The organism is Candidatus Equadaptatus faecalis, from assembly GCA_018065065.1.
Taxonomy (GTDB): Bacteria; Synergistota; Synergistia; order Synergistales; family Synergistaceae; genus Equadaptatus; species Equadaptatus faecalis.
In genome coordinates this window covers 1-16894 of sequence record JAGHTZ010000078.1, presented here as the reverse complement: position 1 = coordinate 16894, position 16894 = coordinate 1, and the positions used below count along the sequence as shown (strand labels likewise).

12 protein-coding genes and 1 pseudogene are annotated in these 16894 nt (G+C 48.8%); 12 read left to right on the top strand and 1 reads right to left on the bottom strand.

What is annotated here, in order from left to right; genetic code table 11:
* Positions 1-15 precede the first annotated feature (15 nt).
* From ftsA to KBS54_06235, 10 genes and pseudogenes are all read left to right on the top strand, one after another.
* On the top strand, positions 16-1386 hold the full coding sequence (ftsA, locus tag KBS54_06280) for a cell division protein FtsA (protein ID MBQ0055731.1): 1371 nt from the start codon (positions 16-18) through the stop codon (positions 1384-1386).
* Positions 1387-1404: 18 nt separating this feature from the next.
* A complete protein-coding gene (ftsZ, locus tag KBS54_06275) occupies positions 1405-2802 on the top strand; it encodes a cell division protein FtsZ (GenBank protein MBQ0055730.1) in 1398 nt (465 codons plus the stop codon).
* Positions 2803-4311, top strand: a complete 1509-nt coding sequence (locus KBS54_06270) for a radical SAM protein (GenBank protein MBQ0055729.1) — start codon at positions 2803-2805, stop codon at positions 4309-4311. It begins immediately after the preceding gene.
* 17 nt (positions 4312-4328) lie between these two features.
* Positions 4329-5249 (top strand): SPOR domain-containing protein, encoded by a 921-nt coding sequence (locus KBS54_06265; GenBank protein MBQ0055728.1) that lies wholly within the window; start codon positions 4329-4331, stop codon positions 5247-5249.
* A 60-nt stretch (positions 5250-5309) separates the two neighbouring features.
* The gene (rapZ, locus tag KBS54_06260) at positions 5310-6191 is read left to right on the top strand and encodes an RNase adapter RapZ (protein MBQ0055727.1); all 882 of its coding nucleotides are present in this window, start codon (positions 5310-5312) and stop codon (positions 6189-6191) included.
* Positions 6191-7303 (top strand): YvcK family protein, encoded by a 1113-nt coding sequence (locus KBS54_06255; protein MBQ0055726.1) that lies wholly within the window; start codon positions 6191-6193, stop codon positions 7301-7303. The genes rapZ and KBS54_06255 overlap by 1 nt, the downstream gene beginning before the upstream one ends.
* Complete coding sequence (gene whiA / locus KBS54_06250) at positions 7303-8214, top strand: DNA-binding protein WhiA (GenBank protein ID MBQ0055725.1); 912 nt, start codon at positions 7303-7305, stop codon at positions 8212-8214. The genes KBS54_06255 and whiA overlap by 1 nt, the downstream gene beginning before the upstream one ends.
* On the top strand, positions 8195-10150 hold the full coding sequence (locus KBS54_06245) for a glycogen debranching enzyme N-terminal domain-containing protein (protein ID MBQ0055724.1): 1956 nt from the start codon (positions 8195-8197) through the stop codon (positions 10148-10150). Before whiA ends, KBS54_06245 begins: the two co-directional genes overlap by 20 nt.
* A gap of 59 nt (positions 10151-10209) precedes the next feature.
* Complete coding sequence (gap, locus tag KBS54_06240; protein MBQ0055723.1) at positions 10210-11226, top strand: type I glyceraldehyde-3-phosphate dehydrogenase; 1017 nt, start codon at positions 10210-10212, stop codon at positions 11224-11226.
* Between the two features lie 3 nt (positions 11227-11229).
* Positions 11230-13245: pseudogene (locus KBS54_06235) on the top strand (triose-phosphate isomerase).
* Positions 13246-13402: 157 nt separating this feature from the next.
* On the opposite strand, the gene KBS54_06230 reads toward KBS54_06235, so the two are convergent.
* The gene (locus tag KBS54_06230) at positions 13403-14575 is read right to left on the bottom strand and encodes an NAD-dependent malic enzyme (GenBank protein MBQ0055722.1); all 1173 of its coding nucleotides are present in this window, start codon (positions 14573-14575) and stop codon (positions 13403-13405) included.
* A 79-nt stretch (positions 14576-14654) separates the two neighbouring features.
* Here KBS54_06230 and KBS54_06225 point away from each other — a divergent pair, with 79 nt between their 5' ends.
* Positions 14655-15566: an RsmB/NOP family class I SAM-dependent RNA methyltransferase gene (locus KBS54_06225; GenBank protein ID MBQ0055721.1), complete on the top strand. Its 912-nt coding sequence runs from the start codon at positions 14655-14657 to the stop codon at positions 15564-15566.
* Entirely contained in the window at positions 15560-16873 is a 1314-nt protein-coding gene (locus tag KBS54_06220) for a nitrogenase (protein MBQ0055720.1), read from the top strand. The genes KBS54_06225 and KBS54_06220 overlap by 7 nt, the downstream gene beginning before the upstream one ends.
* Positions 16874-16894 lie beyond the last annotated feature (21 nt).

The window sequence follows — 16894 nt, the reverse complement described above, 5'->3', positions numbered from 1 at the left end:
AGGAGGTAGGCTGTCGTGTTTAAGAACTCCTTTTCATCTGGATATGTGAATGAACCTGAACTTATTACGGCTCTTGATTTGGGCACGAGCAAAGTTTCCGTGATAGTTGCGGAAAAAGAATCTGAGTCTGGTGAACCGTATATAATTACTGTTGAAGAATACCCTTCATCGGGGATCAGAAAGGGCAGCATTGTTAACGCAGACATGGCGTCAAAAGCTGTAAAACAGGCGTTGAACAGTGCCGAAACAGCGGTAGGTCAGTCCTTGAAAACTGTTTCCGTTTCGCTTTCCTGCAGTGAAGGTGTGCAGTGTGTTACGACACAGGGTAGATTTATGCTTGGAATCAATGCGAGACCTGTTTCGGAAGACGATATTGAACGGGTGCTGCAGAACGCAAAAAGTGACCTCGCAATCCCTTCGAACAAGACAATAGTACATACAATTCCGGTGAAATTTGATCTTGATGGCAAAGAGATTGAAAATCCTTTGGATATGACGGGAAAGACACTGCAGGTAGAACTTCTTACCCTTATGGTTCCAAGCCCTGTGATACAGGATACGGTCAACTGCATAAAAAAGGCAGGGGTTGAAATAGACTGTATTGTGCTTAAGTCGCTGGCTGCGTCTTTGTCCGTAATTACAGAGGAAGAAGCAAGAAACGGCGCCGCTGTTCTGGATATCGGGGGAGGAACGACTGACATAACTGTCTATTCCGGCGGATATCCGGTATATATGGCTGCAATTCCGATCGGCGGTGATCACATATCAAATGACCTTGCGTCGGTTCTCAAAATACCTTTTGCATGCGCAGAGGAGATCAAGCGTAAGGTGTTTATCGGAAACGAAGTTCAGAACGAGGGAAACGAAAACGAGTATGTTGAATTTTCGTTTAACAACAGACAGGGCAGAGTTCTCAACAGCGAAGCCGCAGAAATTATTTCCTGCAGGATAGAGGAACTCTGCCAGGAACTTGTTATGCCGAAGATAAATGAATCCGGAGTTAAATCACTGGGCGGCGGAATAATTTTAACAGGCGGTACGGCAGAAATGCGCGGAGTTGACAGTCTGATGCGCGACATATTTGGGCTTTCCGTGAGAACGGCAGTTCCCTCTGCAGCTTCGCAGATGCCCCGCGGCAAAAACGGAGGAGAATTTTCCGGAGCAGCAGGCATAATAAAATATGTAAGTGAAAAACAGCATGCCCCTTACCGCTTTTTGGACGATCATTCGGATATTGACGCGGCGAAAAGAAACGGCAGAACGCTGCAGACATCTGCGATTAAGAACATACTGCTTGAAAAGAACGAGACAATAAAAAAAGAATTGAAAACTGAGACAAAGAATATCGGCGGCAAGATAAAAGATCTGTTTTCGGATCTGTTTTAGAGGAGGACTGTCCGCGTTATGGCAAACACAGATATTTTCCAGCTTGATAAGTCTAATTACCCTACCCGTGAGGTCATTAAGGTCATCGGAGTCGGCGGGGCAGGCAATAATGCGCTGAACCACATTATCCGCGGCGGTGTCAGCGGCGTCGAGTTTATTGCCGTCAATACCGATTTGGCGCATTTGGAAATTTCCGAATCACAGAACAGAATGGTTATCGGCAGAGAACTTACCAAAGGTCTGGGCGCTGGTTCTAATCCAGAAGTTGGTTTCAAGGCCGCGCAGGAATCCAGAGACGACATACGTGCCGCCGTTGAAGGCGCCGATATGGTTTTTTTGGCGGCAGGTATGGGCGGAGGTACGGGAACAGGCGCCGCGCCTGTTATTGCGCAGATTTCCCGTGAAGCCGGCGCTTTGGTTATAGCCGTTGTTACGCTTCCGTTTACATTTGAAGGAAAACGCCGCATAATGCAGGCCCTGAAAGGAATAGAGGCTCTCAGGGATAAGGTTGATGCGCTGATAGTAATACCAAATGACAAACTTTTGAATATTTCCGATCATAAAACTCTCATTAACGAAGCGTTTGGCGAAGCTGACAATATACTGCATCAGGCAGTACAGGGAGTAACTGATCTTATTCTGCGTCCGGGTATTGTTAACGTCGATTTTGCAGATGTCCGCACGGTAATGTCAAATGCGGGTCCCGCTATTATGGGAATAGGCGAAGGCTATGGGGAAAACAGGGCGCAGATCGCCGCGACGAACGCAATAAACAGCCGTCTTATGGATACAAAAATGAACGGCGCAAGGGGCATACTTGTCAATGTAACGGGTGCCAACGTCCGCATTCACGAGGTTAATGAGGCGGTAAGGATAATAACCGAGGCCGCCAACGATAACGCTTATATAATCTGGGGTCACGTATATGATCCCGATATGGGAAACAATCTGCAGATTACAGTTATCGCAACCGGTTTTGACGAACTTCCGGATTACGCAAAGCAGTATGACGGAAATTACAATGCTGTCAGGGTTTCTGCTCAGCAGCCGGAAAAAACTGCGGAGGTACCGTCAGGCGCGGAAACGGTGACGCCGTTCGGCTTGCACAGAAGCGCTTCGCACAGACTTGTCTACAATAACAAAGTTCCTGATGACCCCGCTAATTTCAGCGAAAAGGTGCGGCCTCTGATAGTCGGAGAACAGACTGCGGAGTCTGTTCAGTACCGCGAGAGTGAAGCTACTGAGACAGTTCGTGAGTTAAGGTCTGCAGCTGAGAGCGTTCAGTACAAAACCGTACAGGAGGAGGAAAATGCCGCCGGAAACAGCGTAAATATTTTCCAGAGCGAAAGTGACGCAAACAGCTATGATACGCCTTCAATTCTCCGACGCCGGCTGAAAAAGCAGGAAGAGGAATAGATGGGCAGAATAACCGAGTGGAAGAGCTGGGAAGAGTACCGCAGCAGTGAACAATGGTCTGTTTCGTTGCCTAAGGGAGGAAAGCTTCCTTGGGCAATGTTTTATCCGGCAGACTATTCCATTGGTTCTGCCAACCTTGGTTATCAGTATGTTTTTCGCATGCTCAGGGAAAGCGGAATTGCCGCGGAGCGTTTTTTTGAATCGCCAGTCCCTTACCGTTCTGTTGACAGGGATACTCTGCTTGAACGCTTTCCGGTTATCAGTGCGAGCATAGCCTACGAACCTGACGTGGAGAAGTTTTTTCAGTGGCTGTGCAACGCAAATATACCGCTGAATCCTTTTAAAAGAAAAGAAAACGATTATCCGGTAGTTATAGTCGGAGGGGCTGTAACCTATATAAATCCGCTGCTTGTTTCATCAGTGTCAGATGCGGTGATACTCGGGGACGGACTGGATATAATGCCGGAAATTATCAATGCTGTAAAGGAATACGACGAAGACAGGGACAGGGAAAAACTCTGGAAGAAATTATCCGGAATTGAGTCCGTGTTTGTTCCGCCGTTTGAAGTGACGAACGGCGGTGTTGCCGCGAAAAAGAAAATCGGCAGGGAACAGCTGATTGACGGAAAACACCCGATGCACAGCAGCTGGATTACGGACAGAGGGGCTTTTGGCAGTACGCTTCTGCTTGAACTGCAGAGAGGCTGTATCAGAAATTGCAGTTATTGTACGCTGCCTGCCTGTTTCGGTAAGGCAAGATTCAGGGAATTTTCCCTGCTTGAAGAAAGTTTTGAAAATTTGTGCCGAAAACTTGAATTTGACCAGGTAGGGCTTATTACACCGGAAGCAGGAGATTATCCCGATATAGACAAAATTCTTGATATGCTGCATAAAAACGGCAAATCGGTGTCTTTTGCTTCGCTGAGAATAGACAGGCTCAGCGGAAAAATGCTTGAAGCTCTCTCTTTGGGCGGACGGCACAGTATAACCGTGGCGCCTGAGACGGGAAATGAAAAACTCAGAGCAGCATGCGGGAAAAAATTCAGCAACGCTCTTGTTGTTGAAAAACTGAAAATGGCTGCAGAATACGGCATAAACAGCGTGAAGCTGTACTTCATGATAGGTTTGCCGGGCGAAACCGACACTGACGTGAAAAGCATAGCGGAACTGTGCGCGGAAATTATTGAAGTTACGGGACAGAGTCTTGTGATTTCCGCCGGAGCGTTTATTCCCAAGCCGTGGACAAAATGGCAGAAAGAAGCGTTTATAGGACAGGCTGAAATAAAAAGACGCTACAAACTGCTTACGGCAGAAGTCAGGAAAATCAAGAAAAAGACTCCGAAACTCAGACTGACCAGTGCCAAAGAGGCGGATACGGAGTTTGTGCTTGCATGGGCAGGCTGCACGGAAAGCAGAATGCTTGCCGCCGACGTTGAAAAATACGGAAAAAGAAAATTTAACTGCACGGACAGGAAAAGAACTCTGCGCGAACTCGGGCAGTTTGCATAGCATAAGGGGTGTAAACGGTGATTTCAAGAAAAGACAAAACGCTGCAGAGCGGAAAAACAATGATTACCTTCGGACAGTTCATTCTTCCGCTGGCTGTCCTTGTTGCCTTGGCTCTGTTGTTTTTCAGCATAAAGCTGTTCTTCTATTCTCCTACGGAAATCTGCACGGAAGATATTGCAGAACAGGAAGACCGTCAGATTACGCAGATTATCCGCAAAAGAACGGAAAAACGAACTGCAGCGCAGGAAGAAACGCTGGATAAACCTGAAATTCCTGCAGTGAAGAAAGAGCAGAAACAAAAAAAGAACGAAACCCGCAAAGAGTTGGGGCATGTTTCGATAGCTCCTGCGCGTCCTGTTAAATCGGCGTCAAAAGCTGTTTCCGCCGAGGAAACAGCCGTAAAGAAAACGATTGAAACCGCTCGGCCGGAAAGCAGAATAAAGAAAACGGAAAATACCGGAACAAAGAATAAACCTGCGGCGCAGAAAAAGAGCGTGAGTACAGTTGTCAAAGAACAGCCTGTCTCCAAAACGGAGCAGAAGAAAAGTGCTGTAAAAACAGAGCAGAAAGCAGCAGTAAAACAGGAACAAAAAGCTGTTGTGAATACGCAGCAGAAAGCAGTCCCAAAAAAAGAAACAGAAACTGCCTTGAAACCGGTACAAAAAACTGAACCAAAGACAGACAAAAAGGAAACAAAGGGTGCTTCAAAGCGCTATGACGTCCAGATCGGTGTTTTTTCTGACAAAAAGAATGCAGAGCAGTATGTTCAAACGCTGAAAAAACAGGGATATGCAGCATATGCTGCCGAGGAGACGATAAACTCTGCCTTGTGCTGCAAAGTGCGTGTGAAGGGTTCGGCAGACCGCGGGGAAACGAAAAAACTGTCTGACGAACTGAAAAGCAAGGGTTACGAAGTATATACGGTGGAAATTCAGTAGTGTATTTCCCCCGAAGGAGTATTCTTCAAATGCAGACTGAATGCTTGGAGGCTTGATTTTATGGAAAACAGCCAGGTTAAAAAATGCGTAATCATAACGGGAATGTCAGGAGGAGGAAAATCCTCCGCACTGACCGTTTTTGAGGATCAGGGTTATTATGCAATAGACAATCTTCCGCCTACCCTGCTTCCGCAGCTTATAAGCGTTCTTGAGAACAATCAGGCCGCAGTCACCTGCGGGGTGGCGGCGGTTGTTGACGTGCGCGAGGAAAAACTGCTTGACGATTTGCACAAGGTTGTTGACGTGCTCAGAAACGAAATGGAAGCATTAAAAATTATCTATGTGGATGCTGCCGATTCAACACTTGTAAGACGTTTTGAAACAACGCGGCGCAGGCATCCGCTTTCGGAAAATTCCACGCTGCTTGAAAGTATAGCGGCGGAACGAACCCTGCTTGCTGATATAAAGAAAAGCGCCGACGCGGTTATAGACACGTCCGAGCTGACAACCGGCGATTTCAAAAGCAAACTGCTGGATATCGCTGGTGTCGCGCGTGAAAAAACCGTTGTTCTGCTCAGTTCGTTCGGTTTTAAAAACGGAATTCCGCAGGATGCCGACTACGTTATTGACGTTCGTTTCCTTCCGAACCCGAACTATGTTCCCGAACTTCATGACCTTTCCGGACGCGACGCGGAAGTGAAAGAATATTTTTCAAAATACGGTGATTTTGCCGCTTTTATAGAAAAAGCGCTGGCAATGCTTTCCTTCGTAGTTCCGGTTTACGGAAACACGGGCAAAAGACACCTGCACATTGCAATTGGCTGCACCGGCGGAAGACACAGGTCTGTCGCAGTATGCGAGAAGCTTGCTGAAGAACTTGCGAACGGAGACAATAAAGTGGTAGTCAACCACAGGGACATCAACAAGGAGAATTTGTGGTAATGCCTGCTTTTGCGTGCGGATTTGTTCTTGCCCTGCTGCTTGCTGTTCTTGTCGCACGTCTTTTCCGCGGCAGGACAAAAAAAATGCTGCTCGGCAAAGCCAAAATTATTGGAAATGCAATAGGTGCGAATTCTTCCGCAATGCCGGACATAGTCACCATAGGCGGGGGAACCGGTCTTTCAACGCTTCTGTCCGGACTTAAAGCCTATACGAGAAACATAACGGCGGTTGTCGCCGTTACCGACGAGGGCGGAAGTTCGGGAAGACTGCGCAGTGAATGGGGAATGCTGCCTCCCGGTGATATACGCAACTGCATTGTTGCCCTTGCGGAAAACGACAGTTCGCTGAACGCGCTTCTGAATTACCGTTTTGACAGAGGCGAACTGCAGGGACACAGTCTCGGCAATTTAATGCTGCTTGCGGCTACGGAGCTGAAAGGCGATTTTCAGCGCGCTGTTGAAGAACTTAATAAACTGCTTGCGATAAGGGGCAGGGTTCTGCCGGTTACTACGGAGAATATTAAACTCAAAGGCATTGCGCGAGGCGGTGAAGAACTCAGCGGGGAACTTGAGATTTCAAACAACGGAAGCCGTCTGGAAAAGCTTTGGATAGAGCCGTCGTCCGCAAAGCCTGTCGAAGCGGTCAAGGAAGCGATTAAAAACGCGGATCTTGTAGTTTTGGGCCCCGGAAGTCTTTTTACGAGCGTAATGCCTAATCTTCTGCTTAAAGAAATCGTTGAGCTTCTGCGTGAAACAAGAGTTCCTGTTGTCTACATCGCAAATCTCGTTACGCAGCCCAAAGAAACTGAAGGCATGAACATCCTTGCCCACGTTGACTGGATTGCTGGGGTTACAGGCTCTGTTCCGGATTATCTGCTTGCAAACCAGGCGCCCGTGCCCGAGGAATTTCTGAAACGTTACGGGAAGATAGGGGCTGAGCCGCTTTATCTTTCGGCAAAAGAGGAAAAATATCTCAGTTCGCTCGGCACAAAAGTTATATACGGCAATTATATCGCTGTCAAAGACGGAAAATATCTGCGGCACAACGCGCAGAACCTTGCAGAAACGATTATGCTGCTTGCCAGGGAGTATAAAGAGCGTAAAGGCGGCTGATGAACAGTCTCAACAAGGATTTATGGTATGAATGGAGCAGCGTGAAAGCCTGCAGACCGTACGAAGACGAAATGTACGGCATACTTTGCGGCCTGCCGCAGACAGAAATGACGGAAGGAGCAATGTTTCAGACTGCCAGACTTTTTGTCTACAGAAGGCTGCTTGCGCTGTGGGGAAAAATCGCTGCCGCGGACAGAAGCATTTTTATAGACGATATCAAGCTTGTTTCGAGTCAGCAGAACGGGAAAATATTTTTCTTCGTGCACGGGAGGGCGATTGAAAAAATATGCAGCGGCGCGTCAGGCTTTGACGCCGGCAGAAAACGTTTCTGGTCGTGGGGACGGGGTTTTTTCGGAAGTACGGGTTCCCTGTACATTCCGAAAACAGGCTATTATCTTGTAATGCGTTTTCCGCAGAACGGACATGAAGAAGAGATGCTTGAGCTTCTGTGGCTGGCTAAAATAAACGCATCCGTGCGGACGAAAAACAGCAACACGGAAATTATCCTCAGGGACAGACAGCAGATTGTAGATTTTATCGGCTGGACGGGCTGTGTGAACACTGTTCTCGCTCTCGAAGACAAATCAATAATGCGCGAAACGCAGAATGTGCAGAACAGAATGATGAACTGCGACATGGCAAACATAGGCAAAACCGCTCAAACAGCGGCAAAACAGCTGCAGCTGATAAAACGGCTTGAGGAAGAGGACGCTTTCGGAAAGCTTCCGGAGGCTCTGAAAGAGCTGATTGGACTTAGGAAAGAATATCCTGAAGCAACTTTATGCGAACTTGGCAAAAAATTATCACGTCCAATCGGCAAAAGTACGGTAGAATATAGGTGGAAGAAAATCTATAAACTGGCTTCTCAAATCTTGAAGGGAGAGGGTACCAATGTACTTAGGGAAGGTTGACGTCAACACCTACGAAAAGGGAGCGGGAAGGGAATTTCTCGTTTCCAACGGACTCGGAAGCTACGGCTTCTCAACGGTCATAGGGGCAAATACCAGAAGGGAGCACGGGCTTCTGGTCGTAAGACCGACAGGTGAAGTGCGTCATTCCGTGCTTGTAAGCAAAGTCGAAGAAACGGTTTTGTCAAACGGCAAGAAATATCAGCTTTCCACAAACCGTTACAAGGATCTCGTCTATCCTGACGGTTTCCGCTACATACAGGAATACAAGGGCAATCCGTTCCCGAACATGCTTTTTGTCATTCACGGGACATTTATTAAAAAATCAATATTTATGCCGCAGGGCGAAACCTGTACGGTAATCCGTTACGAAGCAGTGTCAGCCCCGCAGAAAATCCAGCTTGAACTGCGCCCTCTTTTTGCGCACAGGCTTAACTCCGAAATACGTTCGGAATACAAGCAGAACGATTTCACGGTTGCGACAAGCGGCGGACAGACGATTAAAGCTGAAGGCTGCGGGCTGTCAAGTTTCTGCACTGCCACAAAAGGCAAATGGGAAATAAAGCCTCTCTGGTTTGAAAACGTTATGTACGAGCAGGACGACGTTCAGAACGCGTCGGGCGACAGCCTTTGGGCACCTGGAACGCTTACGCTTGAAATGAACGAAGGCGACGTCGCGTTCATGGTGCTGTCCGGGGAAAAACAGGATTACACGCCTGAGCAGCTGGAAGAATTTTTCCGCAAAGAAACCGAACGCTACTCAGAACTTCTCGAAAAAGCAAGTTTTGAACCTTCGAATACGGCGGCATGCGACATGATAGTTGCCGCGTATCATCTGATAGACAACAAAGAAGACAAACCCGCCAAGATTTATTCAGGCTATCCTTCGACGGAGCGCCGTTCGCGCGACACGTTCGTGGCACTTCCGGGGCTTGCTCTTGCAACGGGGCGGGCTGATATAGTCGAATCCGCGCTGCACGACTGGCTTAAAAAATGCCGCGAAAACGACACGGTAATGCCGGAACGCATCGCCGAAGACGGACAGCTTGCGACCGCAGGCGCCGACAATGGTCTCTGGTTTGTTTACGCCGCGGAGAAATACCTTAAAGGCACAAAGGACGCCGAAATAGCAAAAGGCGTTATGGATATAACTGACCGTTACATGCAGGGCATTGAAGTGCTTGACCTTACGTTTGAAAAAGGCGCGTTCCTCAGCATCAACAGTGAAAATCCGGCGCGCCACTGGATGAACTCTGTCGTTTCCGGCAAAAACGTCGTTACGAGAAAAGGCTGCCTTGTGGAGCTCAACGCTCTCTGGTACAACGCTCTCAGAACGGCTGAGAAATATGCGGCAGAACTCGGAGATTCCGCGGCAGAAAAGAAATACGCGGAAACGGCGGACAAATTCAAGGCAGAATTTGAAAAAATGTTCTGGGACAACGCGCACGGATGCCTCTGCGACTGGATACTTGCAGATGGTTCCGAAAAGAGTTCAAGCGTGCGCCCCAACCAGATTCTTGCGGCATCGCTTCCTTACACGGCGCTTTCCGAAGAAGCTGTTAAGAAAATTATCCGCGTCTGCTGGGATGCGCTTTACACGACCTACGGACTTCGCACGCTTGACCCGAAGGACGACAAATTCAAGGGCCGCGCCGAAGGCAGCGAGGAAACGCTCAATAAGGCGCGTTACCGCGGAACTGCATGGACGTGGCTTCTCGGACAGTTCATTACGGCATATACGAAAGCATATCCGGAAAACAAGCGCGTGGCGTGGATGTTCATACGCCCGTTCAGCTCACATCTCCGTCATGGAGGTCTCGGCTGCATAGCTGAATTCTTTGACGGCACAATGCCCTACAAACCGCACGGAGACGTTCTGAACGCAATGGCTCACGGCGAAATGCTCAGGGTGCTTTACGAGAACCTTGAGAGCAAATAAACAGCATACTAAAATTTAACGGACGCTACGTCCAATAACAAACAGGGAGTGAAACGGCAATGACAAAGTACAAAGTTGCAATTAACGGTTTCGGACGCATCGGTCGTCTTACGACCAGGGCTTTCTTTACGAACGGTAAGGAAAACAATTTTGAAATTGTGGCGATCAACGACCTGACACCGCCCGAAACGCTTGCGTATCTGCTGAAATACGACTCAACCTTCAGAAGATTTCAGGGTGACGTCCAACTCGACGGCGACACGCTTGTTGTCAACGGACAGAGAATCAAAGCTGTCGCGGAGCCGGATCCTGCGAAGCTTCCGTGGAAGGAAATGGGCGTTGACCTCGTTATAGAGTCAACCGGACGTTTTACGGATGCCGACAAGGCAAAGGCTCATATTGAAGCGGGAGCGAAAAAAGTCATCATTTCCGCGCCTGCGAAAAACGAAGACGCGACAATAGTTATGGGCGTCAACGAGAAAATATACGACCCCGCGAAACACAGCATCGTTTCAAACGCCTCCTGCACGACGAACTGCCTTGCCCCTGTATGCAAGGTGCTTCAGGAGAGATTCGGTATTGTCAAAGGTCTTATGAACACAATTCATTCATATACCAATGACCAGGCCATTCTTGACATACCGCGCCCCAAAATTGTCCGCGGACGTGCGGCGGCGTTGTCGATAGTCCCGACAACGACTGGGGCTGCCAAAGCCATTTCCCTCGTAATGCCGGAACTCAAAGGCAAACTCAACGGCTTTGCGCTGCGCGTGCCCACGCCGGACGTTTCCGTTGTAGACCTGACAGCCGTGCTTGAAAAACCGGCAACGGTCGAAGAAATCAACGCGGCGATGAAAGAATACTCGGAAGGCAAACTCAAGGGCATACTCGGCTATGCCGAAAAGGATACGGTTTCAATGGACTTCTGCGGAGACGCCAATTCATCGGTGTTTGCGCCTGAACACACCTACGTCATGGGCGACATGATAAAAATCCTCTCGTGGTATGACAACGAATGGGCATACAGCAACAGAGTTGTTGACCTTGCGGATTATATACTTTCAAAAGGAGTCTAAATTATGCGGCTGAAAACCTTCACGCCGTCTGACGTGGCAGGAAAGAAGGTTCTTGTAAGGGTAGATTTCAACGTTCCAATGCAGGACGGACAGGTAACCGACGTTACGCGCCTTGAGTCGCACATCCCTACGATTAAAGCGCTTATAGATATGGGCGCGAGAGTTTCCCTGCTGTCTCATTTCGGAAGACCTAAAGGCGTTGCGGATCCAAAATGCTCGCTGAAGCCTGTCGGTGAAAAATTCGCCGAAATTTCAGGCTTTAAAGTCCGTTTTGTGCGCGACTGCACAGGTCCCCTTGTTGAAGACGCTGTCGCCGCCCAGATTGACGAAATACTTATGCTTGAAAACGTGCGTTTCCATGCCGACGAAAGCAAAAATTCACCGGAATTTGCGCGCAAGCTTGCAGCACCGTTCTGCGCCTACGTAATGGACGCTTTCAGCGTTGCGCACAGGGCGCACACGTCGACGAGAGCTCTCACGGAAATACTTCCCTCCTTTGCAGGACATCTTATGGCAAAAGAGATAACTATGCTTTCCGCGCCGTGCGAAAAGCCTGAGAAGCCTTACGTTCTTATATTGGGCGGCTCAAAAGTTTCCGACAAAATCGGTGTGGTTGAGAACATGCTTGACAAGACCGATTACGTGCTTGTAGGCGGCGGAATGGCGTTTACCTTCATGAAGGCACTCGGCTACGAAATCGGAAGATCGCTCTGCGAAACGGAAAAACTCGGCTTTGCGGCGGAAATGCTCCGTAAGGCGGAGAAACTCGGCGTAAAGATAGTCCTGCCGAAGGATTTTATCTTTGCGGACGAATTCAGAGCCGATTCACCTTACATAACGGTTGATGCCGACAATATGCCGGCAAGCAAAATCGGGCTTGATATCGGGCCAAAAACTGTTGCCGAATTTACGGAAATAATTCACAACGCAAAAACGGTGCTTTGGAACGGCCCTATGGGAGTTTTTGAAATGCCCGCTTTTGCGGAGGGAACCCGTCTGGTGGCAAAGGCAATAGCCGAAGCGACGGAAAAAGGCGCTTTGACAATAGCCGGAGGCGGGGATTCGGCGGCGGCGGCCACCCTTTTCGGTTTCGCGAAACAGGTATCGCACGTGTCAACCGGCGGAGGCGCCAGCCTTGAATTCTTTGAAGGCAAAATGCTTCCCGGCATAGAGCCCTACATAATTAATAAGGAGTAATTTTATGCTCCGCGCAGAGGGGCATTTTTTGGAGGCAGAAAAATGAGAAAAATATTTGCAGCCGGAAACTGGAAAATGAACAACGGAATATCAGCTGCCGAAGATTTCATGAAAGGCTTCGGCTCGCTGCTTGAAAACGACGACAAGCTTTTCAGGGCAGTCGGCACCAAACAGCTTCAGATTGCGGTTTTCCCGCCCTTCCTCTCGCTTGCTAAAGCGCTTGAATGCAAACCTGACCCGCTTATGATTGTCGGTGCACAGAACGTTAACGACAAGGAATCGGGGGCATTCACGGGTGAAGTCTCGATACCGATGCTTCAGGAACTCGGAATAAATTACGTTTTGATCGGACATTCGGAAAGACGCCACATATTCGGTGAAACAAACGAATTCCTTAACAGAAAGCTTCTTTCCGCGGTCAATGCAGGAATGACGCCTGTCTACTGCGTCGGCGAAACACTTGAAGAAAGAGAAAACGGCACGGCGTTTGACGTAATCAAGGCACAGCTTGTTGAAGGAATGAAAGGCGTTCAGGTTGCGGCGGACAAATTCATAATCGCATACGAGCCTGTATGGGCAATAGGCACAGGCAAAACGGCAACCCCTGCGGACGCCGAAGAAATATGCAAATTTGTGCGCGAAACGGTCAAAGAGCTTTACGGCGCGGACTTTGCCGAAAACGTTCTCATACTTTACGGCGGAAGCGTCAAGGCTGACAACACCGCTGACATCATGGCACAGCCGGACATCGACGGAGTCCTTGTCGGAGGCGCCTCGCTCAAATACGGCAGCTTTATCGAAATCTGCAAAGCCGCGATATAACATTGCAAACAAACGAACGAAAGAAAAAAGCCTTCGGGAGACCGAAGGCTTTTTGTTTGCGTTAATATAAAAACTGCTCAACGAAATTCAAAAATATTGTTCAGTCAAACGCCAAAATATTGTTCAATCAAAACGCGGAATGTTGCTCAATGATGAGTTATATTCTTGCGACGCCGCTGTCTTTTGCTGCCTGTGCAACGGCTTTTGCGACCGTCTGCGCAACGCGTTTGTCGAATGGAGCGGGGATAATGTAATCTTCGTTAAGTTCCTCGTCCGAAATAAGGTTCGCGATTGCGTAAGCGGCGGCGAGTTTCATTTCTTCGTTGATGTCCGAAGCGCGTACGTCAAAGGTGCCCCTGAATACGCCGGGGAAAGCGAGAACGTTGTTTATCTGGTTCGGATAATCGCTTCTGCCGGTTGCGATGACTTTCGCGCCGCCTGCTTTTGCGTCTTCCGGGAAAATTTCCGGCGTCGGATTGGCGCAGGCAAAGATTATGCAGTCTTTCGCCATTGTCTTCACCATTTCCGTCGTAAGCACGTTCGGCGCCGAAACGCCAATAAACACGTCTGCGCCTTTGACTGCTTCTAAAAGTCCGCCGGCTGTTCTGTTTTTGTTCGTGAGATGCGCGATTTCTTCCTTGACAGGGTTAAGCCCGTCGCGCCCTTCATATATAGCGCCTTTTCTGTCGCAGAGCGTAATGTCTTTAAAGCCATAACTTAACAGAAGCTTTGTAATAGAAATGGCGGCCGCCCCTGCCCCGTTAATCACTGTTTTAACGTTATCTTTGGTTCTGCCCGTCAGCTTGAGAGCGTTGATAAGCCCTGCGAGGGTAACTATTGCCGTTCCGTGCTGGTCGTCGTGAAAAATGGGTATGTCGCATTTTTCTTTCAGCTTCTTTTCAATTTCAAAGCAGCGGGGCGCGGCGATGTCTTCAAGGTTAACGCCGCCGAAGCTTCCCGAAATCATGTAAATCGTGTTGACTATTTCGTCGACGTCGTTTGATTTTACGCAGAGCGGAAAAGCGTCAACGCCGCCGAAGGTTTTGAAAAGCACACATTTTCCTTCCATAACGGGCATTCCAGCTTCAGGTCCTATGTTTCCAAGCCCCAGCACCGCGCTTCCATCGGTTACGACGAGGCAGAGGTTGTGTCTGCGCGTCAGGTCGTAGCTTTTCTGCACGTCCTTCTGAATTTCAAGGCACGGCTGTGCGACGCCGGGCGTATAGGCAAGCGACAAATCCTCTTTCGTTTCAAGCTTTACTGCGGAAACGACTTCTATCTTGCCTTTCCACTGTCCGTGCATTTTAAGCGACTCCTCAGCATAATTCATGGTCTCAAATCTCCTTATTCCTGTATAATTGACCTGTACAGTTTAGCGCATATACGCCATTTTGCAAGGGGTTGAGGGGTTGGAATTTCTGCGCGAAATTCTTGAACGACAGTACGGGGAAGAAACGGCCGGAGAAATTTTCAGCGGTCTGTCATGTAACCGTGCCGTCACGCTCCGCGCCAATCTGCTGAAAAGCGGCGCGGAAGAAATTGCGCAGACGCTTGTGTCAGCCGGAATTGAATTTGAGAATGCCGCGTGGAGCAGGGAAGCGTTCATTCTAAAAAATGCGCGTGAAAGCGCCGTATGGGAACTTCCTGAATACAAGGAAGGAAAAATATATCTGCAAAGCCTTTCCTCAATGCTTCCGCCGATAGTTCTTAATCCTCAGGCAGGTGAAGACATACTGGATATGGCGGCAGCCCCCGGGGGAAAAACAACGCAGCTTGCGGCGCTTTCGGCGAACAAGGCTCACGTTACGGCGTGCGAGCGCAATAAAATCCGTGCTGAAAAGCTTAAATTCAACCTTGCAAGGCAGGGCGCAAACTCCGTGTACGTAATGGTGCAGGACGCAAGGCGGCTTGATAATTTCCTTTCGTTTGACAAGGTACTGCTTGACGCGCCGTGCAGTGGAAGCGGAATCCTGAATTTAAGCGGCGGAAAACTGCCTGAAGGCTTCACTGAGGAATTTGTTTCAAAAAGCGCGGCGCTTCAGTTTTCACTGCTGAAAAAAGCGGCGGGGCTTGTGAAAAAAGGCGGGGAACTTGTCTATTCCACCTGCTCCGTGCTTGAAAGCGAAAACGAAGACAATGTGCTGAAAATTTTGGACAGCGGATTTGAAATTGTTCCCATATCATTTGAAGGCATGGAAACAATACCCTCTCTTCCGTCAAAAATCAGCGGCGCTCTGTGCGTAAAGCCGACAGAGTTTTACGAAGGCTTCTTTGTATGTAAAATGAGAAAAGTACAGACAGGCAGGGGAATAAAATGTTAAGGGCGTTAAACGAAAGAAACGCTGTCGTGAATATAGCCGAAGCGCAGTTCCCTGCGCCTTTCAAATCGTCGCTTGAATACAGTCCGCCTGCGCGGGGCAACTGGAATATCGTCCACGTGGGAATGCTGGTTCCCGAAAGCCATCAGATTTACGCCGCGGCGCAGGCGTGCCTTCGCGGAGTTGTCCTGACCGCCGCCGAAATGGGCTGTATGGAGCGTTTCTCAACGATAGCGGTGGAAGAAAAAAATCTGATTGACGGAAAGATAGACGCGCTGATTATCGACGGTGTTTCGGACATACTTGAAAAGCTTCCGAAACGCCCGAAAGCCGTGCTTCTTTTTACAACGTGTATACACAATTTCATTGGATGCGATTTAAATTTTGTCTATTCCGAACTGCGGAAAAAATTTCCTGACGTTGACTTTGCAGACTGCTATATGAACCTCATAATGCGAAAGACAGTCGGGCAGGCAGAGCCTCTTTTGAGAAAGCAGATGTACACCCTGCTTAAACCGGAAACAAAAGTAAAAAGCGTCAATATCCTCGGAAACGTAAAGGCGCTTCCGGAAAGCTGCGAGCTTGTGCAGATGCTTGAAAACGCGGGATATGAAATAAAGGACGTATGCAGCTGCAAAACCTACGAAGAATTTCAGAGCATGGGCGGAAGCGTTGCAAACATCAGCACAATGCCTTATTCGGACAGCGGAAACCTTGCGCTGAGCGAAAGGCTCGGACAGAAAGCTCTCATACTTCCTCTCTGCTTTGACTACGCAAAAATTGAAAGTTCTCTCCGTCTTGCGGCGGAAACTCTCGGCTGTGAAATGCCCGACGTTGAAAAGCTGAAAGAAAAAACCGAAAAAGAGGCGCTTGAAACAAAGAAAATTGTAAAAGACATGCCTGTTGAAACAGACTATACGGCGGTGCCGCTTCCGCTTGAATTTGCGGAATATCTGCTTGCGCACGGTTTCAACGTTACGGGCGTTTACGGCAACGTGTTCGCCGAAGGCGACAGAGCGGCGTTTGAACGGCTGAAAAAAAGCGCGCCGCAGCTGAAAATATATTCCACACTCAATCCTGCTGCGCAGTTTCTTCCGCACGGCGAAAGAAACGTGCTTGCGGTAGGGCAGAAAGCGGCATTTTTCAACAGAACTCCGCACTTTGTGAACATTGTAGAAGGCGCCGGGCTGTGGGGCTTTGACGGAATAATCAGGCTTCTTCGCGAAATGCGCGATGCCGCGGAAAACGAAAAAGACATTAACCTGATACAGATAAAAGGCTGGGGGTGCGGATGCTGTGAAGCAGGTTAACAGAATACTCTCAACCTATAC

Excerpts from the sequence above, each read along its gene's own strand:
- KBS54_06220 (MBQ0055720.1), top strand. The coding sequence starts at position 15,560 with ATGTTAAGGGCGTTAAACGAAAGAAACGCTGTCGTGAATATAGCCGAA.
- KBS54_06255 (MBQ0055726.1), top strand. The coding sequence starts at position 6,191 with ATGCCTGCTTTTGCGTGCGGATTTGTTCTTGCCCTGCTGCTTGCTGTT.
- gap (MBQ0055723.1), top strand. The coding sequence starts at position 10,210 with ATGACAAAGTACAAAGTTGCAATTAACGGTTTCGGACGCATCGGTCGT.
- ftsZ (MBQ0055730.1), top strand. The coding sequence starts at position 1,405 with ATGGCAAACACAGATATTTTCCAGCTTGATAAGTCTAATTACCCTACC.
- KBS54_06245 (MBQ0055724.1), top strand. The coding sequence starts at position 8,195 with ATGTACTTAGGGAAGGTTGACGTCAACACCTACGAAAAGGGAGCGGGA.
- rapZ (MBQ0055727.1), top strand. The coding sequence starts at position 5,310 with ATGGAAAACAGCCAGGTTAAAAAATGCGTAATCATAACGGGAATGTCA.
- KBS54_06230 (MBQ0055722.1), bottom strand. The coding sequence starts at position 14,575 with ATGAATTATGCTGAGGAGTCGCTTAAAATGCACGGACAGTGGAAAGGC.
- KBS54_06270 (MBQ0055729.1), top strand. The coding sequence starts at position 2,803 with ATGGGCAGAATAACCGAGTGGAAGAGCTGGGAAGAGTACCGCAGCAGT.
- whiA (MBQ0055725.1), top strand. The coding sequence starts at position 7,303 with ATGAACAGTCTCAACAAGGATTTATGGTATGAATGGAGCAGCGTGAAA.